The sequence below is a fragment of the Pseudomonas sp. MG-9 genome, from assembly GCF_018729515.1.
In the GTDB taxonomy this organism is placed as follows: Bacteria; Pseudomonadota; Gammaproteobacteria; order Pseudomonadales; family Pseudomonadaceae; genus Aquipseudomonas; species Aquipseudomonas serboccidentalis.
In genome coordinates this window covers 705,841-726,272 of sequence record NZ_JAHHZH010000002.1, presented here as the reverse complement: position 1 = coordinate 726,272, position 20,432 = coordinate 705,841, and the positions used below count along the sequence as shown (strand labels likewise).

18 protein-coding genes and 1 pseudogene are annotated in these 20,432 nt (G+C 61.1%); 8 read left to right on the top strand and 11 right to left on the bottom strand.

Annotated elements, in window-relative coordinates; genetic code table 11:
• The first annotated feature begins 41 nt into the window (after positions 1-41).
• The 7 genes from pqqF (at position 42) to KKQ10_RS07940 (ending at position 7,757) form a co-directional block, all read left to right on the top strand.
• A complete protein-coding gene (gene pqqF / locus KKQ10_RS07970) occupies positions 42-2,459 on the top strand; it encodes a pyrroloquinoline quinone biosynthesis protein PqqF (RefSeq protein ID WP_215500730.1) in 2,418 nt (805 codons plus the stop codon).
• Between the two features lie 156 nt (positions 2,460-2,615).
• On the top strand, positions 2,616-2,690 hold the full coding sequence (gene pqqA, locus KKQ10_RS07965; RefSeq protein ID WP_003422658.1) for a pyrroloquinoline quinone precursor peptide PqqA: 75 nt from the start codon (positions 2,616-2,618) through the stop codon (positions 2,688-2,690).
• Between the two features lie 81 nt (positions 2,691-2,771).
• The gene (gene pqqB / locus KKQ10_RS07960; RefSeq protein WP_215500729.1) at positions 2,772-3,683 is read left to right on the top strand and encodes a pyrroloquinoline quinone biosynthesis protein PqqB; all 912 of its coding nucleotides are present in this window, start codon (positions 2,772-2,774) and stop codon (positions 3,681-3,683) included.
• A 140-nt stretch (positions 3,684-3,823) separates the two neighbouring features.
• On the top strand, positions 3,824-4,576 hold the full coding sequence (gene pqqC / locus KKQ10_RS07955) for a pyrroloquinoline-quinone synthase PqqC (RefSeq protein WP_215500728.1): 753 nt from the start codon (positions 3,824-3,826) through the stop codon (positions 4,574-4,576).
• Entirely contained in the window at positions 4,573-4,848 is a 276-nt protein-coding gene (gene pqqD / locus KKQ10_RS07950; RefSeq protein WP_025108597.1) for a pyrroloquinoline quinone biosynthesis peptide chaperone PqqD, read from the top strand. The genes pqqC and pqqD overlap by 4 nt, the downstream gene beginning before the upstream one ends.
• Positions 4,841-5,980: a pyrroloquinoline quinone biosynthesis protein PqqE gene (pqqE, locus tag KKQ10_RS07945; protein WP_169844049.1), complete on the top strand. Its 1,140-nt coding sequence runs from the start codon at positions 4,841-4,843 to the stop codon at positions 5,978-5,980. The genes pqqD and pqqE overlap by 8 nt, the downstream gene beginning before the upstream one ends.
• Positions 5,946-7,757, top strand: a complete 1,812-nt coding sequence (locus tag KKQ10_RS07940) for an alpha/beta hydrolase family protein (protein ID WP_215500727.1) — start codon at positions 5,946-5,948, stop codon at positions 7,755-7,757. Before pqqE ends, KKQ10_RS07940 begins: the two co-directional genes overlap by 35 nt.
• 115 nt (positions 7,758-7,872) lie before the next feature.
• On the opposite strand, the gene KKQ10_RS07935 is transcribed toward KKQ10_RS07940, so the two are convergent.
• The 3 genes and pseudogenes from KKQ10_RS07935 to KKQ10_RS07930 form a co-directional block, all read right to left on the bottom strand.
• Complete coding sequence (locus KKQ10_RS07935) at positions 7,873-8,031, bottom strand: YqaE/Pmp3 family membrane protein (RefSeq protein WP_003228885.1); 159 nt, start codon at positions 8,029-8,031, stop codon at positions 7,873-7,875.
• A 109-nt stretch (positions 8,032-8,140) separates the two neighbouring features.
• Positions 8,141-8,221: pseudogene (locus KKQ10_RS28370) on the bottom strand (helix-turn-helix domain-containing protein); the annotation flags it as partial.
• Positions 8,222-8,376: 155 nt separating this feature from the next.
• Positions 8,377-9,660: an aspartate aminotransferase family protein gene (locus KKQ10_RS07930; protein WP_215500726.1), complete on the bottom strand. Its 1,284-nt coding sequence runs from the start codon at positions 9,658-9,660 to the stop codon at positions 8,377-8,379.
• Positions 9,661-9,829: 169 nt separating this feature from the next.
• Here KKQ10_RS07930 and KKQ10_RS07925 point away from each other — a divergent pair, with 169 nt between their 5' ends.
• Entirely contained in the window at positions 9,830-10,759 is a 930-nt protein-coding gene (locus KKQ10_RS07925) for a LysR family transcriptional regulator (protein WP_215500725.1), read from the top strand.
• Positions 10,760-10,985: 226 nt separating this feature from the next.
• Here the strand turns inward: KKQ10_RS07925 and KKQ10_RS07920 are convergent, their stop codons facing one another.
• The 8 genes from KKQ10_RS07920 to bioF form a co-directional block, all read right to left on the bottom strand.
• On the bottom strand, positions 10,986-12,764 hold the full coding sequence (locus KKQ10_RS07920) for an acyl-CoA dehydrogenase C-terminal domain-containing protein (protein WP_127647801.1): 1,779 nt from the start codon (positions 12,762-12,764) through the stop codon (positions 10,986-10,988).
• A gap of 190 nt (positions 12,765-12,954) precedes the next feature.
• Positions 12,955-14,244, bottom strand: a complete 1,290-nt coding sequence (locus tag KKQ10_RS07915; protein ID WP_215500724.1) for a GGDEF domain-containing protein — start codon at positions 14,242-14,244, stop codon at positions 12,955-12,957.
• A 192-nt stretch (positions 14,245-14,436) separates the two neighbouring features.
• The gene (locus KKQ10_RS07910; protein WP_127647803.1) at positions 14,437-16,242 is read right to left on the bottom strand and encodes a phenylacyl-CoA dehydrogenase; all 1,806 of its coding nucleotides are present in this window, start codon (positions 16,240-16,242) and stop codon (positions 14,437-14,439) included.
• A 276-nt stretch (positions 16,243-16,518) separates the two neighbouring features.
• Complete coding sequence (locus tag KKQ10_RS07905) at positions 16,519-16,815, bottom strand: hypothetical protein (protein ID WP_003228898.1); 297 nt, start codon at positions 16,813-16,815, stop codon at positions 16,519-16,521.
• A gap of 109 nt (positions 16,816-16,924) precedes the next feature.
• Positions 16,925-17,605 (bottom strand): dethiobiotin synthase, encoded by a 681-nt coding sequence (gene bioD, locus KKQ10_RS07900; RefSeq protein WP_127647804.1) that lies wholly within the window; start codon positions 17,603-17,605, stop codon positions 16,925-16,927.
• Positions 17,602-18,414: a malonyl-ACP O-methyltransferase BioC gene (bioC, locus tag KKQ10_RS07895; RefSeq protein ID WP_215500723.1), complete on the bottom strand. Its 813-nt coding sequence runs from the start codon at positions 18,412-18,414 to the stop codon at positions 17,602-17,604. Before bioC ends, bioD begins: the two co-directional genes overlap by 4 nt.
• Positions 18,407-19,138, bottom strand: a complete 732-nt coding sequence (locus KKQ10_RS07890; protein ID WP_215500722.1) for an alpha/beta fold hydrolase — start codon at positions 19,136-19,138, stop codon at positions 18,407-18,409. The genes bioC and KKQ10_RS07890 overlap by 8 nt, the downstream gene beginning before the upstream one ends.
• The gene (gene bioF / locus KKQ10_RS07885; RefSeq protein ID WP_215500721.1) at positions 19,131-20,309 is read right to left on the bottom strand and encodes an 8-amino-7-oxononanoate synthase; all 1,179 of its coding nucleotides are present in this window, start codon (positions 20,307-20,309) and stop codon (positions 19,131-19,133) included. The genes KKQ10_RS07890 and bioF overlap by 8 nt, the downstream gene beginning before the upstream one ends.
• Between the last annotated feature and the right edge of the window lie 123 nt (positions 20,310-20,432).

Genomic DNA, 20,432 nt, shown 5'->3' with positions numbered 1-20,432 from the left:
CAATCCGCTAGCATTGGCACTTCACTGTTCTGGAAGTGCCCATGCCTGCGCCGACTCACCCCCGCCCTCACACTGAAACCCTGGCCAACGGCCTGCGCGTGACCCTGCGTCATGTGCCTGGCTTGAAGCGCAGCGCCGCCGCGTTGCGGGTGGCTGCCGGTAGTCATGATGTGCCGCTCGAGTGGCCGGGGCTGGCGCATTTCCTTGAGCATTTGCTGTTTCTCGGCACCAAGCGTTTTCCTGCCGATCAGGCGCTGATGGCCTACGTGCAAGGTCATGGCGGACAGGTGAATGCCAGCACCCGCGAGCGCACCACCGATTTCTTCTTTGAATTACCGACCTCGGCCTTCGGCGCCGGGCTTGAGCGTCTGTCAGACATGCTCGCCCACCCGCGTATGAATCCGGACGATCAGTTGCGGGAACGCGAAGTACTGGACGCGGAATTTGTCGCGTGGTCGCAGGATCCCACGGCGCAGCAGGCACTCTCCTTGTACGAGGGTTTGCCGGCGGCGCATCCGTTGCGCGGATTTCATGCAGGCAATCGCGACAGCCTGAAGGTCGAGCAACCGACGTTTCAACAGGCGTTGAAGGATTTCCATCAGCGTTTTTATCGCAGCGGCCAAATGACTTTGAGCCTGGTCGGGCCGCAAAACCTCGAAGCATTGCGCGCAATGGCGCAGCAGTTCGCCGCAGCGCTGCCGATTGGGAATAACGTTGCGCAGGCAGCAACCCGGCCACTGCAGGTGAAAAGTTATCAACAGGTCGGCGGGCAGCACCGCAATCTGCTGTTTGCGTTCGAAGCGCTGCCCGACGCCTCCATCGAGGCGCTGGCGTTCCTCTGCCACTGGCTGAACAACGCCAAGCCCGGCGGCCTGCTCGCACATCTGCAGCAACAGAACCTCGCGGACAGCCTGAAAGCCACGCCGCTGTACCACTTTGCCGGACAAGCTTTGCTGCATCTGCAATTCACTGCCCCGACGGAATCCATGAACGTCGTTGGCGAACAGGTGCTGGATTGGCTGAGTTTCTTCGCTGCACAGCAGGACTGGGCAGCGTTGCGCGAGGAGTACGCCAAGCTGCTTGAACGTCAGCAGCAGGTCAGCGGCGCACTGCAACTGGCGCGGTTCGACAGTGAACAGCTCGGACACGGCTTGTCGGAAAACGGCGTCGTCGCCCTCAAACAGATCCTGCGCGACATCGGTGTTGTGGATAACTTCAGCGCGCATTGGCACCTGCCTGCCGCCAACCCTTTCCTCGGTTCCAGCGAGCCGCTGGCCAACGCCGGGCTGATTCGCGGTCAAACCAGCGCCCACCGAGGCCTGCGCACGTTCGCTCAGGATCGCTCACGCAGCCGCCGCGAACGCTCGCCGATGCAATTCAGCCAGGCCTTGGCGGACAGCGGTGACGAAGGGGCGATTTACCTGCGCTGGCAGTTGGAAGCAGCGGCAACGGCCGATCTGCACGGGAAGCTGCAACGCAGTCTGCGCGAAACCCGGGAGGACGCACGTCAGGCAGGGGTCGAATTGTCGTTCAGTGCCAGCGGGACTCAATGGCTGCTGAAACTGACCGGCCTGCAGGAGCCGATGCCCAGTGTCCTGGAACATGCGCTGAAATGTCTGACGCAAGTTGACGCCGATTCTGCGAACGCGGAGCCAGAAGCGCCGCTGATCCCGATCCGCCAGTTGCTCAAGGCATTGCCGGAAAGCTGCCTGCCAACGGCGGCAAGTTCGGACGACGCCAAACAGCTGTGGACAACTTCCCGCTGGGACGGACTGGCCCTTGGCCTCAGCGCGCAAACCCAATCCGGCATGGGCCTGGCCCTGAGTCGCATCCCCGGCATCCCGGACAACCTGATCCCCGCACCGTCAGCGAGCAACACTCAAAAGATATGGAGCCACATCGACACGGCCTCCAGCGAACATGCGCTGCTGCTGTTCTGCCCGACCGCGAGCCGCGAGATCGCCGACGAAGCCGCCTGGCGTCTGCTCGCACAGTTGTGCCAGACACCGTTCTATCAGCACCTGCGGGTCGAATTGCAATTGGGTTACGCGGTGTTCAGCGCCTTGCGCCAGATGCACGGCCAGACCGGATTGCTGTTTGGCGTGCAGTCACCCAGCGCTGCTCCAGTGGCGTTGCTCGGGCATATCCAGCAGTTCCTCGCCAGCGTTCCCGGGATTATCGAACGCCTGGATGACCCCAGCTTCAACCAGCAGCGCCAGTCACTCGCGGAGCAATTCGACGAGAGCAATCTGTCCGCCAAGGACGCCGCCGAGTTGCTGTGGCAGGCCAAGCTCGCCGGTCACTCGTCGGATTATCTGACGCAACTGCTCGCGGCCATCGCGCAACTGGAGCGCCCGGCACTGCTGGCGGCAGCTCAACGCTTGATCAGCACCGAGGGCGGCTGGCGCTGTCTGGCCAGCAGCGCGTCACCGGGTGCGCCGTGGCAAGCAGGAAAATGATCATTACTCAGGCTGCAAGGAGCTTTCTCAAAGATTCACGGGCATTCACCTGGAAATTTTGAGTAACATAGCCGCCTAACTATTTGGAACATCCCTGCGCTGCCGTGGACTATAACTATGGACAGCGCTATCCCACCCACCCTGAAGGAGACACCCATGTCCTGGACAAAACCGGCTTACACCGACCTGCGTATCGGCTTTGAAGTCACCATGTACTTCGCCAGCCGCTGAGTTCTGCCTACGCAGACTTGCAGTGCAACGCCTCGGCTCGCCGGGGCGTTTTATTTTCAGCGTTGAAAGATGGGAGCGTTCATGTTCGTCCAGATTCTGGGTTCGGCCGCCGGTGGCGGTTTTCCGCAGTGGAACTGCAACTGCGTCAATTGCGCAGGCTTTCGCGACGGCAGCCTGAATGCCAAGGCCCGCACCCAATCGTCCATCGCAATTTCCGATGACGGCGTGAACTGGGTGCTGTGCAACGCTTCGCCGGACATCCGCGCGCAACTGCAGAGCTTCGCCCCGATGCAACCGGGCCGCGCCCTGCGTGACACCGGCATCAGCGCGATCATCCTGATGGACAGCCAGATCGACCACACCACCGGCCTGCTCAGCCTGCGCGAAGGCTGCCCGCATCAGGTCTGGTGTACGGACATGGTTCACGAAGACCTGAGCACCGGTTTCCCGCTGTTCAAGATGCTCACCCACTGGAACGGCGGCTTGAACTGGAACCGCATCGAACTCGACCAGAGCTTCACCGTGGCAGCCTGCCCGAGCCTGCGTTTCACCCCGCTGCCGTTGCGCAGCGCCGCACCGCCCTACTCGCCGCATCGCTTCGACCCGCACCCGGGCGACAACATCGGCCTGATCGTCGAAGACCTCAACACCGGCGGCAAACTGTTCTACGCCCCGGGCCTGGGCAAGGTCGACGCGCCCCTGCTGGAGATCATGGCCGGCAGCGATTACCTGTTGGTGGACGGCACGCTGTGGGACGACGATGAAATGCAGCGCCGTGGCGTCGGCACCCGCACTGGTCGCGAGATGGGCCACCTGGCGCAGAACGGCCCCGGCGGCATGCTCGAAGTGCTGGAGCAGTTGCCTGAGCAGCGCAAGGTGCTTATCCACATCAACAACACCAACCCGATTCTCGATGAGGATTCGGCTGAGCGTGCGGAGCTGGCGCGGCGCAATGTTGAAGTGGCGTATGACGGCATGAGTATTGTGTTGTAAGCATTTGAGACCGCTGCGCGGTCTATCGCGAGCAGGCTCACTCCTACATTGGAATGCGATCACCTGTAGGAGTGAGCCTGCTCGCGATAAGGCCGGCACAGACACCAGATATTTCTAGGGTTGTTCCCCGGAGAACAGACATGACTGACACGCCAATGTCCCCCACCGAATTCGAAGCGGCTCTGCGCGCCAAGGGCGCCTACTACCACATCTACCACCCGTATCACGTGGCGATGTATGAAGGCCGCGCCACCCGCGAACAGATTCAGGGCTGGGTCGCCAACCGCTTCTATTATCAGGTGAACATCCCCCTGAAAGACGCGGCCATCCTCGCCAATTGCCCGGATCGCGAGATTCGCCGCGAGTGGATTCAACGCCTGCTCGATCACGACGGCGCCCCCGGTGAAGACGGCGGTATCGAAGCCTGGCTGCGCCTCGGTCAAGCGGTCGGCCTCGACCCGGATCAACTGCGCTCTCAGGAACTGGTGCTGCCCGGCGTGCGTTTCGCTGTCGACGCCTACGTCAACTTCGCCCGCCGTGCCAGTTGGCAGGAAGCCGCCAGCAGTTCGCTGACCGAACTGTTCGCGCCGCAGATCCACCAGTCACGCCTCGACAGCTGGCCGCAGCATTACCCGTGGATCGACCCGGCCGGCTACGAATATTTCCGCACCCGCCTCGGCCAGGCGCGGCGGGATGTCGAGCATGGTCTGGCGATCACGCTCGAGCACTACAGGACCCGTGAGGGTCAGGAGCGCATGCTGGAAATTCTCCAGTTCAAACTGGACATTCTTTGGAGCATGCTCGATGCCATGAGCATGGCTTACGAACTGAACCGCCCGCCGTATCACAGCGTCACCGAGCAACGGGTCTGGCACAAAGGAATCACCCTATGAGTTTCGATCGCAGCAAGACCCCGACCTGGCGTCCCGGATACCGTTTCCAGTACGAACCGGCGCAAAAAGGCCACGTGCTGCTCTACCCCGAAGGCATGATCAAACTCAACGACAGCGCCGCGCTGATCGGTGGTTTGATCGACGGTGAACGCGATGTCGCAGCGATCATTGCCAAACTCGATGAGCAGTTCCCCGGCGTGCCTGAACTCGGTGACGACATCGAGCAATTCATGGAGGTTGCCCGTGCGCAGCACTGGATCACCCTTGACTGATCTGCCGCCCAAGCCTGAAGTCGGTCTGCCGCTGTGGCTGCTCGCCGAACTGACCTACCGCTGCCCGCTGCAATGCCCGTACTGCTCCAATCCGCTGGATTTCGCCGAGCAAGGCAAAGAGCTGAGCACCGAGCAGTGGATCAAGGTATTTCGCGAGGCGCGGGAGATGGGCGCCGCGCAACTGGGCTTTTCCGGTGGCGAGCCATTGGTGCGCCAGGACCTTGCCGAACTGATTCGTGAAGCGCGGCAGCTGGGTTTCTACACCAACCTGATCACCTCCGGCATCGGCCTGACCGAGCAGAAGATCAGCGACTTCAAGAAGGCTGGCCTCGATCACATCCAGATCAGTTTCCAGGCCAGCGACGAGCAAGTGAACAACCTGCTCGCCGGCTCGAAAAAGGCCTTCGCGCAGAAGCTGGAAATGGCCCGGGCGGTGAAGGCTCACGGTTATCCGATGGTGCTGAACTTCGTCACCCATCGGCACAACATCGACAAGATCGACCGCATCATCGAGCTGTGCATCGCGCTGGAGGCCGACTTCGTCGAACTTGCCACTTGCCAGTTCTATGGCTGGGCGCAGCTCAACCGCGTCGGCCTGTTGCCGACCAAGGAACAACTGGTGCGCGCCGAGCGCATCACTAACGAATACCGCGCCAAACTGGAGGCCGAAGGGCATCCGTGCAAGCTGATATTCGTGACCCCGGACTACTACGAAGAACGCCCGAAAGCCTGCATGAACGGCTGGGGCAGCCTGTTTCTGACAGTGACGCCGGACGGCACCGCCCTGCCCTGCCATGGTGCCCGACAGCTGCCGGTACAATTTCCCAACGTGCGCGATCACAGCATGCAGCACATCTGGTACGACTCGTTCGGCTTCAACCGTTTTCGCGGTTACGACTGGATGCCCGAGCCGTGCCGCTCCTGCGACGAAAAGGAACAGGATTTCGGCGGCTGCCGCTGTCAGGCGTTCATGCTCACGGGTGACGCAAGCAACGCCGACCCGGTGTGCAGCAAATCCGAACATCACGGCGTGATCCTCAAGGCCCGCGAAGAAGCCGAGCACGCCACCCAGACCATCGAACAACTGGCCTTCCGTAATGAACGAAACTCACGCCTCATCGCCAAGGGCTGAGCCTTTCAGCGCCACCCAGGCCGTCGCCGCCGGTATGGATTTCGCCGAGCTGCAGCTCGGTGCCAACGGTTTGTTCTGGAATGAATATCGCCCGGAAGATGCCGCGTGCCGGATCTGGCAGTGGCGCGACGGCGTGGCGAAATGTCTGACGCCCAATGGCTTCAGTGTCCGCAGTCGGGTGTACGAATATGGCGGTGGTGCGTTTTGTCTGACGCCGGACGGCGTGGTTTTCGTCAATGAGGCAGACCAGCAGCTGTATCGGCAGACGCTGGATGGCGCGCCTGAGGCGCTGACGTCAGGCGAGTGTCGTTATGGCGATCTGCATTTTGCTTTCGGCCAGGTGCTGGCGGTTGAGGAGCAGCAAGATCAACATCGGCTTGTAGCGTTTGATCTGGCTGACAGCACCCGGCATTTGCTGGCTGAAGGTGCGGATTTTTATGCCGCGCCAATCCTCAGCCCGGATGGCCGACGTTTGGCGTGGATCGAGTGGAGCCGGCCGCATCAACCGTGGACCTCAACGCGGTTGATGGTGGCTGAACGCCTGACCGACGGTGCATTCAGCTCCCCGCGATGCGTGGCTGGCGCCGAGTGTGAAGAGTCCATCAAGCAACCGCGATTCAATGCAGAAAATCGCCTGTACTGCCTGACCGATCGCGCTGGGTTCTGGCAGCCTTGGGCTGAAACCTCCGACGGCTTGCGGCCATTGCCAGCGGCCCAGGCAGATCATGCGCCGGCGCCGTGGCAACTGGGCGGCTGCACCTGGTGCCCTGTCGAGGATTGGTTTTTGGCGAGCTGGAGCGAAGGCGGTTTTGGCCGCCTGGCGCTCGGCAACGAAGACTTCACTGGCGACTACAGCCGCTTCCGGCATCTGGCGCTGGATCAGCAATTCATCTACTGCATCGCCGCCTCGCCGATCAGCCCTTCGGCGGTAATCGCCATTGATCGCGCCAGTCATGAAGTCAACGTGCTGGCCGGTGGCGTGGCGCCACTGCCCGCCGAACGCATCAGCCGTCCGCAAACCCTGCGTTATCCGAGCGGCTCGGGTGAAGCCCACGGTTTCTTCTACCCGGCAATGAATGACGAAGCCAGACCACCGCTGGTGGTGTTCATTCATGGTGGCCCGACGTCGGCCTGCTACCCGATGCTCGACCCGCGCATCCAGTACTGGACGCAACGCGGTTTCGCCGTCGCCGATCTCAACTACCGGGGCAGCAGCGGTTATGGCCGCGCGTATCGCCAGGCGTTGCACCTGAGCTGGGGCGAGGTGGATGTCGAGGACGCCTGCGCGGTGGTGGCGTACCTGGCCGACCAAGGCCTGATCGACGGCGAGCGCGCCTTCATCCGCGGCGGCAGCGCCGGGGGTTACACCACGTTATGCGCGTTGGCGTTTCAACAGGTGTTCCGCGCGGGTGCCAGTTTGTACGGCGTCAGCGACCCGGTGGCACTGGCCCGGGCGACGCACAAGTTCGAGGGCGATTACCTCGACTGGCTGATCGGCGATCCCGAGCAGAACGCCGAGCGCTACGCCGCCCGCACGCCCTTGCTGCACGCGAGCAACATTCGTGTGCCGGTAATTTTCTTTCAGGGCGAACTGGACGCCGTCGTCGTGCCGCAACAGACCCGCGACATGGTCACCGCGCTGGAGCGCAAGGGCATAGCGGTCGAGGCGCATTACTACGCTGACGAGCGCCATGGCTTTCGCCGGGCGGTGAATCAGGCGCATGCGCTGGAGCAGGAGTGGACGTTTTATCGGCGGGTAATGGGATTGGCGGACTGAAAAACCGAGTCGCCCCCTTCGCGAGCAAGCTCGCCCCCACAGTTTTTTGTGTTGATAGCACGATCAAATGTGGGCGAGCTTGCTCGCGAAGGCTATCTAGCTGGCGTCGCAGCACTCAGCGCTTGGCGATGATGTACACCGCATGCACGATCCCAGGAATGTAGCCACACAGCGTGAGCAGAATGTTCAGCCAGAACGCCCCGCCAAACCCGACCTGAAGAAACACACCCAGTGGCGGCAACAGAATGGCGATGATGATACGAATGAAATCCATGGATCAGCTCCTGATTGGGGGTTGGCTCACTTGAGCCATACACGCTAATCGACCCGTGCGGTTCGTCAGGGTTCAGTGCCAATCACCAGGTCGGTATCAAATTGATGGCTCAAGCGAGAATTTGCAGCCCGTGTTTCTGCACAATACTCAGCAGTTTCAGCGCCATTCCACTGGGGTGCTTGTTGTCGGCGCTTTCTAAAAGACCACCCGCCCGGCAATACCTCAAGCGCCAAAAGGCACTCGGTAAAACTCGGGCACAAAAAAACGCCTCACGCCAAAAGAATCAGGCGTGAGGCGTGCGTTATACCGCGAGACGGTTCTTGAAATCGGGTAGGAAAGTTCAGCTCAGACGGCAATCCCTTTGCGGCATTGCAGTTGCGCGGTGCGTACCCGCGAGAAGGCTCGGGTCAGGCGCAGGAGCATTTCGTCGATGTTGGCCTTGCTGACAGTGAGTGCCGGGGTGAAACGCAGGCAGCCGGCTTGCGGTGCGTTGAGCAACAAGCCCTCATGCAAGGCGGCATTGACCACGGCATCGGCAGAATCCTCTGACAGCGTCAGCCCCCAGAACAGCCCTTGCCCGCGCAACTCGCCATGACCGTAACGGTGCGCCAGTCTCGCGAGGCCCTCGCGCAGGTACTGGCCGTGGTCGTTGACTTGCTGCAGAAACGCCCGGTCCTGCACGCTGTCGAGCACCACCAGACCGGCCGCGGTCATCAGTGCGTTGCCGTGATGAGTGCCGCCCAGTTCACCCGCATCGAAGCAGCAGGCCTTGCCCCGGGCCAGCAATGCCGCCAGCGGCACGCCGCCACCAAGGCCCTTGCCGAGCACGACGATATCGGCGCGTACGCCGTAGGACTGTTCGGCGAGCAAAGTGCCACAGCGACCGATGCCGGTCTGAACCTCATCGAGGATCAGCAGAATGCCCAGCTCGCGGCACAGCCGCTCGACGCCTTTGAGGTAATGTTCGGTGGCCGGAATCACCCCGGCATCACTCTGGATCGGTTCGAGCATGATCGCCACGGTTTGCGCATCAATAGCCGCATGCAGCGCCGACAAGTCATTGAACGGCACCCGATCGAAACCCGGCAACAACGGTGCGAAACGGTTGTGCAGGTTGCAACTGTCCGACGCCGAAATCGTCGCCAGACTACGGCCGTGGCAGCCGTGTCTGGCAACGATGATCCGCGACGCGCCGCCACGATGCCGCTGGCCCCATTTACGCGCCAGTTTGATCGCCGCTTCACAGGCTTCGCTGCCGCTGTTGAGCAAATAGGCCTGATCGCTTGAGGTGCTGGCACACAGTCGCTCGGCGAGGCTGAGCATGCCGCGATTGTGCAGATTGAAACCGGGATTGATCAGCGCCTGAGCCTGACCGGCAATCGCTTTGACCAGCGCCGAAGGGCTGTGACCGAGGCTGTTGGCGCCGCCGGCCTGGGCGAAGTCGAGATAAGCGCGATCGTTACTGTCCCACAGCCAGGAGCCCTGGCCGCGAACGAACACCTGTTGCGGGCGTTCGACGCTGGGCATCAGCCGCTCGGCATTCAGGCTTGCGCCTGCATCGGCTGGGTTGGCCTCGAACGCGAGGTCATCAAGACTCGGCGCCTGGCGCAGCAAACTGAACAGATTCATTGACAAAAACCTCGTCTGAGGTTTTTTGAACTGCCTATGCAAACACTGTCGAAGCAAACGCTATTCATCGCGCTTTCTGGCCCTGTAAGCCTTGTGATTGCGGTTAGACTAGGCTCACCGAGGACTTCGGGCCATTTCGATTTATCAGCATTTTCGATAAGAATTACTTATGGATTTCAAACAACTGCGTTATTTCGTCGCGGTCTACGAAGAAGGGCATGTCGGCCGGGCTGCCGAGCGCCTGTCGATCTCGCAACCGGCGCTGTCGCAACAGATTCGCCATCTTGAACAGAACCTCGACGTCACCCTGTTCGAACGCAGCAGCAAACGCCTGCTGCCGACCCTCGCCGCTCACACCTTGTACAACCACGCCCTGCCGCTGCTCGATGGTCTGCAACGGGCGCGTGAGGCGCTGGGCAACTTCAAGGGCCAGGCGTTGCGTACCCTGGCGATTGGCGTGCTGCAAACCGTACACACCAGTCTCGTGCCGCAAATGCTGGAGCGGGTGCGCAAGGCACAGCCACACCTGGTGGTGCAGATCTATGAGCTCAGCGGACTGGAGATCGAGCGCCGTCTGCTCAATGGTTCGCTCGACATCGGCATCAGCTACCTGCCACCGCGACAGCCCGGGCTGCATGGCGTGATACTGTACGAAGATGAGTTGACGCTGGTGATCCCGGCGGATCATCCGTTGCGGGAATTCAAGAAGGTCTCCATCAGTCAGGCGGCCGAGCTGCCGATGTTACTGCTGGGCGAAGAATTTCAGATTCGCCAGATCTGGCAGGCTCAGCTGACAAGCCTGGGACGACGCCCGCAAGTGCAGGCCGAACTGAACAATATGCTGGGGATTCTCGACAGCCTGCCGCACACCAAGCTGGCGACGGTGCTGCCCGGGCGATCAAAGAAGGAATACGACGATCAGGATCTGTTGTGGAAACCGCTGAGCGAACCGCGGGTGCCGCTGACAGTCGGCCTGGTGTGCCGCGACGTGCAGCGCCAGCAGGCGTCCTTGGCGTTGCTGCGCACCTTGCTGGAAGAGGTGATGCAGCGTGAGGAACAACCGCTCAAAGGTGCGCCGACGCTGGATCCCTTGAGCTGAAACTTTTCTTCAGGCAAAAGAAAACCCCGCCGAAGCGGGGCTTTGCAGACTGTTTCCCTGACATCCATTTCACTCCGCCACCCTGGCAGAATCCTACGTGTCCGTGTTGTTGCTTTGCGCTTCCTGCGCGACGTCCATGAGTTGTAGATTAGCTGTGGATCCAATCTACGCCTATGGGAGAACAGCAGCACGTCATGTAAGAGAATGCTTACATGACGTTACTTCATCAGAACTGTTCGGCGTTCAGCAGGAACAGCGACTCACTGCCAGCCCTCACCGACGCGCTCAGCGAGTGGATGCGCGGCAACAGACGGGCGAAATAGAAACGCGCGGTGCCCAGCTTGCTGGCGTAGAAATCGTCCTGCGCTTCTTTGCCCAGCGCGGCTTTCGCCATCAATGCCCACATGTAGGCGTAGGCGGTGTAACCAAACGCTTGCAAATACTCGACCGAAGCCGCGCCGATTTCGTTCGGATTGGTTTTCGCCCGATCCAGCAGCCAGGCAGTCAGCTCGTCGAGGGTGCCAACGGCATCGTTCAGTGGCTTGGTGAACTCGCCCAGGTCAGCGCTGGCAGTCGCGGTGAAGTGACGGATCTCGTCAGCGAACAGCTGGTAGAACGCGCCACCGCTGCCAACGATCTTGCGCCCGACCAGGTCCAGTGCCTGAATGCCGTTGGTGCCTTCGTAGATCTGGGTGATGCGCACGTCACGCACCAGTTGCTCCTGGCCCCACTCGCGGATGTAGCCGTGGCCGCCGAAGATCTGCTGGCCGTGGACGGTGGTTTCCAGCCCCAGGTCGGTTAGAAATGCCTTGGCCACTGGCGTCAACAGCGCCACCAGGTCTTCCGCACGCTTGCGGGTGGTGGCGTCTTCGCTGAACTTGGCGGTGTCGAGCTGCATCGCCACGTAGGTGGAGAATGCGCGGCCACCTTCGTTGGAGGCTTTCATGGTCAGCAGCATGCGACGCACGTCCGGGTGGACGATGATCGGGTCTGCGACTTTGTCCTTGTTTTGCGCGCCGGTCGGCGAACGGCTCTGCAGACGATCGCGGGCGTATTCGACAGCGTTCTGGTAGGAACGCTCGCCACTGGCCAGGCCTTGAATGCCGACACCCAGACGCTCGTAGTTCATCATGGTGAACATCGCCGCCAGGCCCTTGTTCGGCTCGCCGACCAGATAACCCACGGCTTCGTCGAAGTTCATCACGCAGGTCGCGGACGCCTGAATGCCCATCTTGTGCTCGATCGAACCGCAGTTCGCCGGGTTGCGCGCGCCCAGGCTGCCATCGGCATTGACCATGAACTTTGGCACCAGGAACAGCGAAATGCCTTTCGGGCCAGCCGGGGCGTCCGGCAGTTTCGCCAGCACCAGGTGAATGATGTTTTCGGTCAGGTCGTGTTCACCGCCGGTGATGAAGATCTTGGTCCCGCTGACCTTGTAGGAGCCGTCGGCCTGAGGCTCGGCCTTGGTACGGATGATGCCCAGGTCGGTGCCGGCGTGCGGCTCGGTCAGGCACATGGAACCGGCCCAGATGCCGGCGTACATGTTCGGCAGGTACGCCGCTTTCAGCTCTTCGCTGGCGTGGGCATTGATCGACAGGCAAGCGCCGGCAGTCAGCATCGGATACAGACCGAACGACAGGCTGGCGGAGTTGACCATCTCTTCGACCTGAGCCGAAACGGCTTTGGGCATGCCCATGCCGCCATAAGCCGGATCGCCACCGACACCGACCCAGCCGCCTTCAGCGTAAGTCTGATAAGCCTGTGGGAAACCGGCCGGCGTGGTGACAGCACCGTCCTTCCAGTGGCAGCCTTCTTCGTCGGCAGCCCGGCTCAGCGGTGCGATGCTTTTGCTGGTGACCTTGCCGGCCTCTTCGAGAATGGCTTCTACGGTTTCGGCGTCGACGGTCTCGGCCAAGGCCGGCAGTTCGGCCCAGAGTTTGGCGACCTCGAATACTTCATTGAGGACGAAGCGCATATCGCGCAGCGGCGCTTTGTAGTCAGCCATGGCAAACCTCGCAAGATCTAAACAGGTAATTCGTGGAAGGATGGTTTTCTTTGAGGCCGAGTGTACCCCAACAACTTTTGCGACACATAGGGTCAGGCAGTGACTGATTTGTTATTTTTAGTCATCAGCATTTTTGAACAAAAAGAAGCCCGCATCAGCGGGCTCTTTATCAAAACGGGCGGGACTCGATTCAGCCGGCGACGCTATCCATGCGCACCGCCCCGCGCCGGCTCTGCCCGAACGCCATGACGCAGTTACGACCCGCCCCTTTGGCGCTGTACAACGCCTGGTCGGCAGACTTCAGGACTTCTTCCGGGGTGCGCTGCTCCACGCGCTCGGCAACGCCGATACTGACCGTGACCGACACACTGGAGGCACCGGAGCCGCCTCGGCGCTGGCGACCTTGCTGGTCGTCCTGCGGACGGTTCTCCTGATTGCGCAACTGGATGTTGTAAGAGGCAATCGACTCACGAATGACTTCCAGGTGCGGCATGCACTCCTCAAGGGTTTTGCCTGCAAACACCAGAGCGAATTCCTCACCACCATAGCGATACGCCCTACCGCCACCGCTGATTTTCGACAGTTTGCTGGCGACCAGTCGCAGCACCTGGTCACCCACGTCGTGACCGTGGGTGTCGTTGAATTTCTTGAAGTGATCGACGTCGCTCATCGCCAGCACATAGTTGCGGCCCAGGCGCTGCATGCGCTCATTGAGCGCGCGACGCCCCGGCAGCCCTGTGAGCTCATCACGGAAGGCCATTTGGTAGGCCTCGTGCGCTACTGCCGCAGCAATCATCAGCATCACTTGGCTGCACATGATGTTCAGGGTGAACGGCAAAATGAAGGTTTTCGGCAGCATCCAGAATAAGCCGAGCAGGCCGACCAGTTGCGCCGCATGCAGCGGTCGCGGGCTGCGCCAGTATTGCCAGGCCAGCAACAGGAAGGCCGAGAGGAACACCGGGTAAGACATCTGGATCAGGCTCATCCAGGCACCGTGCAGCGCTGGCCAGCGGATCTCCGAGAGCCACATCAACAGCGCTTGAGGATAACTTTGCTCAAGACCGAGGGCGACGCTGCCGAAAGCGAGCAGTACGGCGAACCGCGCGACCATGTCCTGAAACAGATGGGTACGCTCCTGCCACGCGGCAAACAAGCCGAACAACAACGGCAGCAGCAGGCAGACCAGATGGAACACCACAGCAGCGTCTTCGCGCACTTTGCCGTTGTCGCGGTAATAGTCGGTCTGGGTGTCGAGCAAAAAGTAGGCGATGTACACCGTGAGCATCAGAAACAGTTCGCGCTGACGTCGGTAAACCGCACAGTAAGCACCGCCCAACAGCAGCACCAGGGTCGGCAACACGTTGAACAGCGAAGTGAAGAACACGTTGAGGTCTTTGACGTACGCAGCCGCCAACCCCGCAAGCAACAACAGCAGTGATGGTAGGAAATGACTGAAACGTACAGCGGAAGAACGCGGCAAGGGTAAAACTCCGACCCGTCATATCAAAGAGATGGCATTGTGCCTGCAATGTGGCCAGTTAAGCACACACAATGTGATCCAGATCACATGCAGTCTCTTTAACGGCAGAAAAGCCGGGTTTCTGAGCGATTCACAAACAAAAAAAACCGCTGCCCCCGAAGGAGCAGCGGTTTCGTCAGACCGCGTTAAGGCTTAGTAACCCAGCGCGAAGTCTTCTTCTTTCATGTCCATCAGGTTGTTGGCGCCCGACAGCATGGTGGCCACGTGGGTACGGGTACGTGGCAGGATGCGCTGGAAGTAGAAGCGCGCGGTTTGCAGCTTGGCGGTGTAGAACGCTGCATCGCCGGTGCCCTCGGCCAGCTTCTCGGCGGCCAGACGTGCCATGTCAGCCCAGAAGTAGGCCAGGCAGGCGTAACCGGAGTACATCAGGTAGTCCACGGAGGCCGCGCCGACTTCTTCGCGATCTTTCATGGCTGCCATACCGACCTTCATGGTCAGCTCGCCCCACTCTTTGTTCAACGCAGCCAGCGGTGCAACGAACTCTTTGACGGCTTCGTTACCTTCGTTGTTCTGGCAGAACTTGTGGACGATTTTGGTGAAGCCTTTCAGAGCCTCGCCTTGAGTCATCAGCACTTTACGGCCCAGCAGGTCAAGAGCCTGGATGCCGGTGGTGCCTTCGTACAGCATCGAAATGCGGCTGTCGCGAACGTTCTGCTCCATGCCCCACTCGGCGATGAAGCCGTGGCCGCCGTAGATCTGCACGCCGTGGTTGGCGGATTCGAAACCGACTTCGGTCATGAACGCTTTGGCGATCGGCGTCATGAACGCCAGCAGTGCATCGGCTTTCTTCTTCTCTTCTTCATCGACGCCGTATTTGACGATGTCGACCTGTTTGGCGGTGAAGTACACCATCGCACGGTTGCCTTCGGCGAATGCCTTCATGGTCAACAGCATGCGGCGTACGTCAGGGTGCACGATGATCGGGTCAGCGGCTTTGTCCGGCGCCTTCGGGCCAGTCAGGGAGCGCATTTGCAGACGGTCGCGAGCGTATTTCAGGCCACCCTGGAAGCCGATTTCGGCGTGCGCCAGACCCTGCAGGGCGGTACCCAGACGTGCGGTGTTCATGAAGGTGAACATGCAGTTCAGGCCTTTGTTCGCCGGGCCGATCAGAAAACCGGTGGCGCCGTCGAAGTTCATCACGCAAGTGGCGTTGCCGTGGATGCCCATCTTGTGTTCCAGCGAACCGCAGCTCACTGCGTTGCGCGCACCGATGGTGCCATCGGCGTTCGGCAGGAACTTTGGAACGATGAACAAGGAAATGCCTTTGGTGCCAGCCGGAGCATCCGGCAGGCGGGCCAGTACGATGTGGACGATGTTGTCGGCCATGTCGTGTTCGCCGGCCGAGATGAAGATCTTGGTGCCAGAAACTTTGTAGGAGCCATCAGCCTGAGGTTCGGCCTTGGTACGCAGCATGCCCAGGTCGGTGCCGCAGTGCGGTTCGGTCAGGCACATGGTGCCGGTCCATTCGCCGGAAACCAGCTTGGTCAGATAGGCTTCTTGCTGCTCAGGGGTGCCGTGCTCGGAGATGGTGTTCATTGCGCCGTGCGACAGGCCTGGGTACATGCCCCACGACCAGTTGGCTTCGCCAACCATTTCGCTGACCGCCAGACCCAGCGACTCCGGCAGGCCTTGACCGCCGTGCTCGACATCGTGCGCCAGGCTTGGCCAGCCGCCTTCGACGAATTGCTTGTACGCCTCTTTGAAGCCAGTCGGGGTTTTCACGCCGGACTCGCTCCAGGTGCAGCCTTCGAGGTCGCCCACGCGGTTCAGCGGTGCCAATACCTGCTCACAAAACTTGGCGCCTTCTTCGAGAATGGCGTCAACCATGTCCGGCGTTGCGTCTGCGCAAGCCGGAAGGCTCTGATAGTGCGCTTCGTAGCCGAGCAGTTCGTCACGAACGAAGCGAATATCACGCAAGGGGGCCTTGTAGTCAGGCATAGCGATAAACCTCTGCTGATGTAACCGGGAATGAACGACCGTGTTGAGTTGTTGTGACGGTCAAACAGTTGTTTGAAACATACGTTTACGCCGAAATCTTGTCAAGCGTCGATCTTTTGCCGTTCGTCATCACAGCTTTCAAACGCCGGACACAGCAAACCGCCATGGTCTGCGAAGCGCCACGGGCCATACAAAAAGATTAGTTGAGGGAGAAGGACTTACAACGAAAAACGCCGCGACAAGGCGCGGCGTTCGGCAGACAGGAGGCGAGAAAAATCAGGCAAACGTATCGATGATCGTACCGAGCATTTCATCGGACGCCTTGGCGACTTTGGTGCCCAGTTCCACCTGGAACTTGCCTTGGGCCATCTCGGCCATGGCGCTGCCCGGATCCATTTGCTGGCTGCGGTCGATACCGCGTAGACGATCGACCTGCGCCTCGGAGGACTGGCTGGTGACCGAACGCTCGATGGTGTTGTTGGCAATCTGGCTGGCCGCCTGATCGACGCGGTTCTGCCCGGTCTGAATGGTGCTCAAACCCGCATAAAAAGCTGTGTTACCGGAGATTTCCATGGGAGTTCTCATCCTTGGGAAGGATCAATGGTTGCCATTGAAGCAGAGGCGCCAGAAAAACACCCGTCAAAAATACTGATGGCACAGTGCCTTGTCATAGGCAAAAGCATCAGTCGAGCAAATCGAGCTGCAAGTGATCAGCCACCGCCTCGGCGCTCAGCGACTTCAATTTCGGCACCCGCCCCAGACACGGCGCCGGAAGCCGTTCGGCCAGCGTCGCCAGATTTTCTTCCAGCCGCGAAGTCTTCGGATCAATGATGTTGGCTACCCAACCGGCCAGTTGCAGACCATCGCGCGCAATCGCCTCGGCCGTCAGCAAGGCGTGACTGATACAGCCCAGCCGTACGCCGACCACCAGAATCACCGGAAGCTTCAATGCCATCGCCAGGTCCGAGAGATTGGCCTGATCCGCCAACGGTACGCGCCAGCCACCTGCACCTTCGATGAGGGTGAAGTCGGCATTCAGCGCCAGAATCTCGCGCATCGGCGCCAGCAACGATTGCACCGTCAGCGCCACGCCGGCCTCGCGCGCCGCCAGATGCGGGGCGATGGCCGGTTCGAACGCCACCGGATTGACCTGTTGATAAGTCAGCGGCACCGAACATTCCGCCAGCAGCGCCAGCGCATCGGCATTGCGCAGCCCCTTGGGCGTCACTTCGCAGCCCGAGGCCACCGGTTTGCCCGCCGCCGTGCTCAGCCCTGCCGACCGCGCTGCATGCAGCAACCCGGCAGCCACGGTGGTCTTGCCGACATCGGTGTCCGTTCCGGTGATGAAATAGGCTGCGCTCATAAGGGCTTCTCCAACACGGCGTAAACCACCTGATAGGTCGCCGGCAATCCCTGTGCCTGACGGTATTGCTCATAAGCCTCGACCAGACCGAGAATCCGCGCCCGCCCGGTCAAGCCACCCGGTCGCCCGGGGTTCAGATTGTGCGCACCCAGCGCCTTGAGCTCATGGGTCAGGCTGCGCACATCCGGGTAATGCAGCACATGCGCCTGATTCTGCAGGCTCAGCGTGCGCAAGCCACTGGCCGTGCACAACTGTTGATAACGGGCGAATTCGCGGAAACGGTTGACGTGCACCAGGCCATCGACCTGACGCCAGCTGTCGCGCAATTCGTACAACGTCCCAACACAGAGACTAGCAAACGCAAAAATCCCGCCGGGTTTCAGCACGCGAAAAGCCTCGCCGAGCACCGACTCGAAGTCCGCGCACCACTGCACCGCAAGGCTGGAGAAAATCAGCTCGCAGGTCGCATCCTGCAGCGGCAGACGTTCAGCATCACCGGCGATGAAATGCTGCGCCCCGCCCAAGGGCCGCGCGTGCTCGAGCATGCCCTCGGCGATGTCCAGCGCCAGCCCATGCCCCTCGGTAAAGCGCTCGGCCAATGCGCGAGTGAAATAACCGGTACCGCAGCCCAGATCGAGCCAACGCGACGGCACGAAACTCGCCGGCAAGCGCTGCAGCAACTGCGTGCCGACGTCGCGCTGCAACTCGGCGACGCTGTCGTAACTGGCCGCTGCACGGGAAAAAGAGGCCGCGACCTGGCGCTTGTCGGGCAAGCCGCCGGGCAGCGCAACAAGAGACAAATCAGTCATCACCGCACTCATGTAGAAAAGACTGGATCGCACCCGCCACGCCATGGGGGTCTTCCAGCAGAAACGCATGACTGGCCTGTTCGATCAGGCCAATCTCGATATCCGGCAACAGCGCGAACAATTCGCCTGCCGCCTCCGCAGGCACCAAACCGTCCTGCCCGGCGAACAGGTGCAACTGCGGGCCGCGAAACGCCTGCAACGCACCCCGCGTGTCCAGTTGCGCGAGCAATTCCAGCCCGGCCATCAATGCCGTTGGCGCCGAGTTCGGCGCACCGCCAAGCATCAGCCGCGACAAACCGCGCGGGTCTTGCGCGCCCTGAGCACACAGCAGCGAGAAACGTTTGAGGGTGGTTTTCGGATCGGCCGTGCAGCCGGCGAGAAACGCATCGAACGTCTCGCCCGGCATCGCACTCGGCCATTGCTCGTGAGCAACGAAGGACGGATTGCTCGCCAGCGTCAGCAAACCGCAGCATCGCTCGCCACGCTGTGCTGCTAATTCAGAGGCAAGCATGCCGCCCAGCGACCAGCCGCCCAGCCATACATCCTGAGGAATGCGTTCATCGAGTTCGTCGAGCCAATCCTGCAGATCGCTGGAGTCCAGCGCAGGCAACGGCTCGATCTCGACAAGCAGATGCTCGTCGAGCCCCTGCAACGCCGCCGCCAAGGGCTCCAGTGGAGAAATACCGAGGCCCCAGCCGGGCAGCAGAATCAGGCGATTACGCATGGCTTGGCTCCGGCGGCAGTTGGGCAAAGCAATCGGCCAGTCCCTCTAACAATAGCTGCACCTGCGCCTCGCTGTGGGCGGCGGTCAGGGTCACGCGAAGACGTGCGCTGCCGGCGGGCACGGTCGGTGGGCGGATCGCGGTGACCATCAGTCCGCGTTCGCGCAACATCTGCGACAGGCGCATGGCGCGACCGGCATCGCCGATCAGGATCGGCTGAATCGGGGTGAAGCTGTCCATCAGTTGCAAACCGATCTGCTCGGCACCGCGGCGGAACTGACGGATCAGCGTTTGCAAATGTTCGCGACGCCAGTGTTCCGTGCGCAGCAACTCCAGACTTTTCAGCGTCGCACAGGCCAGCGCCGGTGGCTGGCTGGTGGTGTAAATGTACGGCCGGGCGAACTGGATCAGGCTTTCGATCAGCTCTTCGCTGCCGGCGACAAATGCGCCTGCGGTGCCGAACGCCTTACCGAGGGTGCCGACCAGCACCGGCACGTCATCCTGGCTCAAACCGAAATGCTCGACGATCCCACCACCATTGGCGCCCAGCGGGCCGAAGCCATGGGCATCGTCGACCATCAGCCATGCACCCTTGGCCTTGGCCTCGCGCGCCAGCGCAGGCAGATCAGCGATGTCGCCGTCCATACTGAATACGCCATCGGTGACCACCAGCGTGTTGCCAGTGGCTTTCTCCAGACGCTTGGCCAGACTGTCGGCGTCGTTGTGCAGGTAACGATTGAAACGTGCACCGGACAGCAAACCCGCATCGAGCAGGGAGGCGTGGTTGAGCCGGTCTTCGAGCACCGTATCACCCTGCCCGACCAACGCCGTGACCGCGCCGAGGTTAGCCATGTAACCGGTGGTAAACAGCAGCGCACGCGGCCGGCCGGTGAGATCGGCCAACGCTTCTTCGAGTGCGTGGTGCGGGCCGCTGTGGCCGATGACCAGATGCGACGCCCCGCCACCAACGCCCCAGCGCGCGGCACCGGCGCGCCAGGCTTCGATCACCTGCGGGTGATTGGCCAGGCCCAGGTAGTCGTTGTTGCAGAACGCCAGCAACGGCTGACCGTCGACCACCACTTCAGGCCCCTGCGGGGATTCGAGCAACGGACGCTGGCGATAGAGATTTTCGGCACGGCGGGCAGCAAGGCGTGCGGCGAGATCGAAAGACATGCAGGCCTCGACAGTCAGAAATAACTTTGTAGGAGCTGTCGCAGGCTGCGATCTTTTGACTTTGACTTTATGAAACAAGATCAAAAGATCGCAGCCTTCGGCAGCTCCCACAGGGGTTTTGCA

What these genes read in the sequence shown, in the direction of transcription:
- pqqF (WP_215500730.1), top strand. Translation starts at nt 42, where the DNA reads ATGCCTGCGCCGACTCACCCCCGCCCTCACACTGAAACCCTGGCCAAC.
- pqqB (WP_215500729.1), top strand. Translation starts at nt 2,772, where the DNA reads ATGTTCGTCCAGATTCTGGGTTCGGCCGCCGGTGGCGGTTTTCCGCAG.
- pqqC (WP_215500728.1), top strand. Translation starts at nt 3,824, where the DNA reads ATGACTGACACGCCAATGTCCCCCACCGAATTCGAAGCGGCTCTGCGC.
- pqqD (WP_025108597.1), top strand. Translation starts at nt 4,573, where the DNA reads ATGAGTTTCGATCGCAGCAAGACCCCGACCTGGCGTCCCGGATACCGT.
- KKQ10_RS07940 (WP_215500727.1), top strand. Translation starts at nt 5,946, where the DNA reads ATGAACGAAACTCACGCCTCATCGCCAAGGGCTGAGCCTTTCAGCGCC.
- KKQ10_RS07935 (WP_003228885.1), bottom strand. Translation starts at nt 8,031, where the DNA reads ATGGATTTCATTCGTATCATCATCGCCATTCTGTTGCCGCCACTGGGT.
- KKQ10_RS07930 (WP_215500726.1), bottom strand. Translation starts at nt 9,660, where the DNA reads ATGAATCTGTTCAGTTTGCTGCGCCAGGCGCCGAGTCTTGATGACCTC.
- KKQ10_RS07925 (WP_215500725.1), top strand. Translation starts at nt 9,830, where the DNA reads ATGGATTTCAAACAACTGCGTTATTTCGTCGCGGTCTACGAAGAAGGG.
- KKQ10_RS07920 (WP_127647801.1), bottom strand. Translation starts at nt 12,764, where the DNA reads ATGGCTGACTACAAAGCGCCGCTGCGCGATATGCGCTTCGTCCTCAAT.
- KKQ10_RS07910 (WP_127647803.1), bottom strand. Translation starts at nt 16,242, where the DNA reads ATGCCTGACTACAAGGCCCCCTTGCGTGATATTCGCTTCGTTCGTGAC.
- KKQ10_RS07905 (WP_003228898.1), bottom strand. Translation starts at nt 16,815, where the DNA reads ATGGAAATCTCCGGTAACACAGCTTTTTATGCGGGTTTGAGCACCATT.
- bioD (WP_127647804.1), bottom strand. Translation starts at nt 17,605, where the DNA reads ATGAGCGCAGCCTATTTCATCACCGGAACGGACACCGATGTCGGCAAG.
- bioC (WP_215500723.1), bottom strand. Translation starts at nt 18,414, where the DNA reads ATGACTGATTTGTCTCTTGTTGCGCTGCCCGGCGGCTTGCCCGACAAG.
- KKQ10_RS07890 (WP_215500722.1), bottom strand. Translation starts at nt 19,138, where the DNA reads ATGCGTAATCGCCTGATTCTGCTGCCCGGCTGGGGCCTCGGTATTTCT.
- bioF (WP_215500721.1), bottom strand. Translation starts at nt 20,309, where the DNA reads ATGTCTTTCGATCTCGCCGCACGCCTTGCTGCCCGCCGTGCCGAAAAT.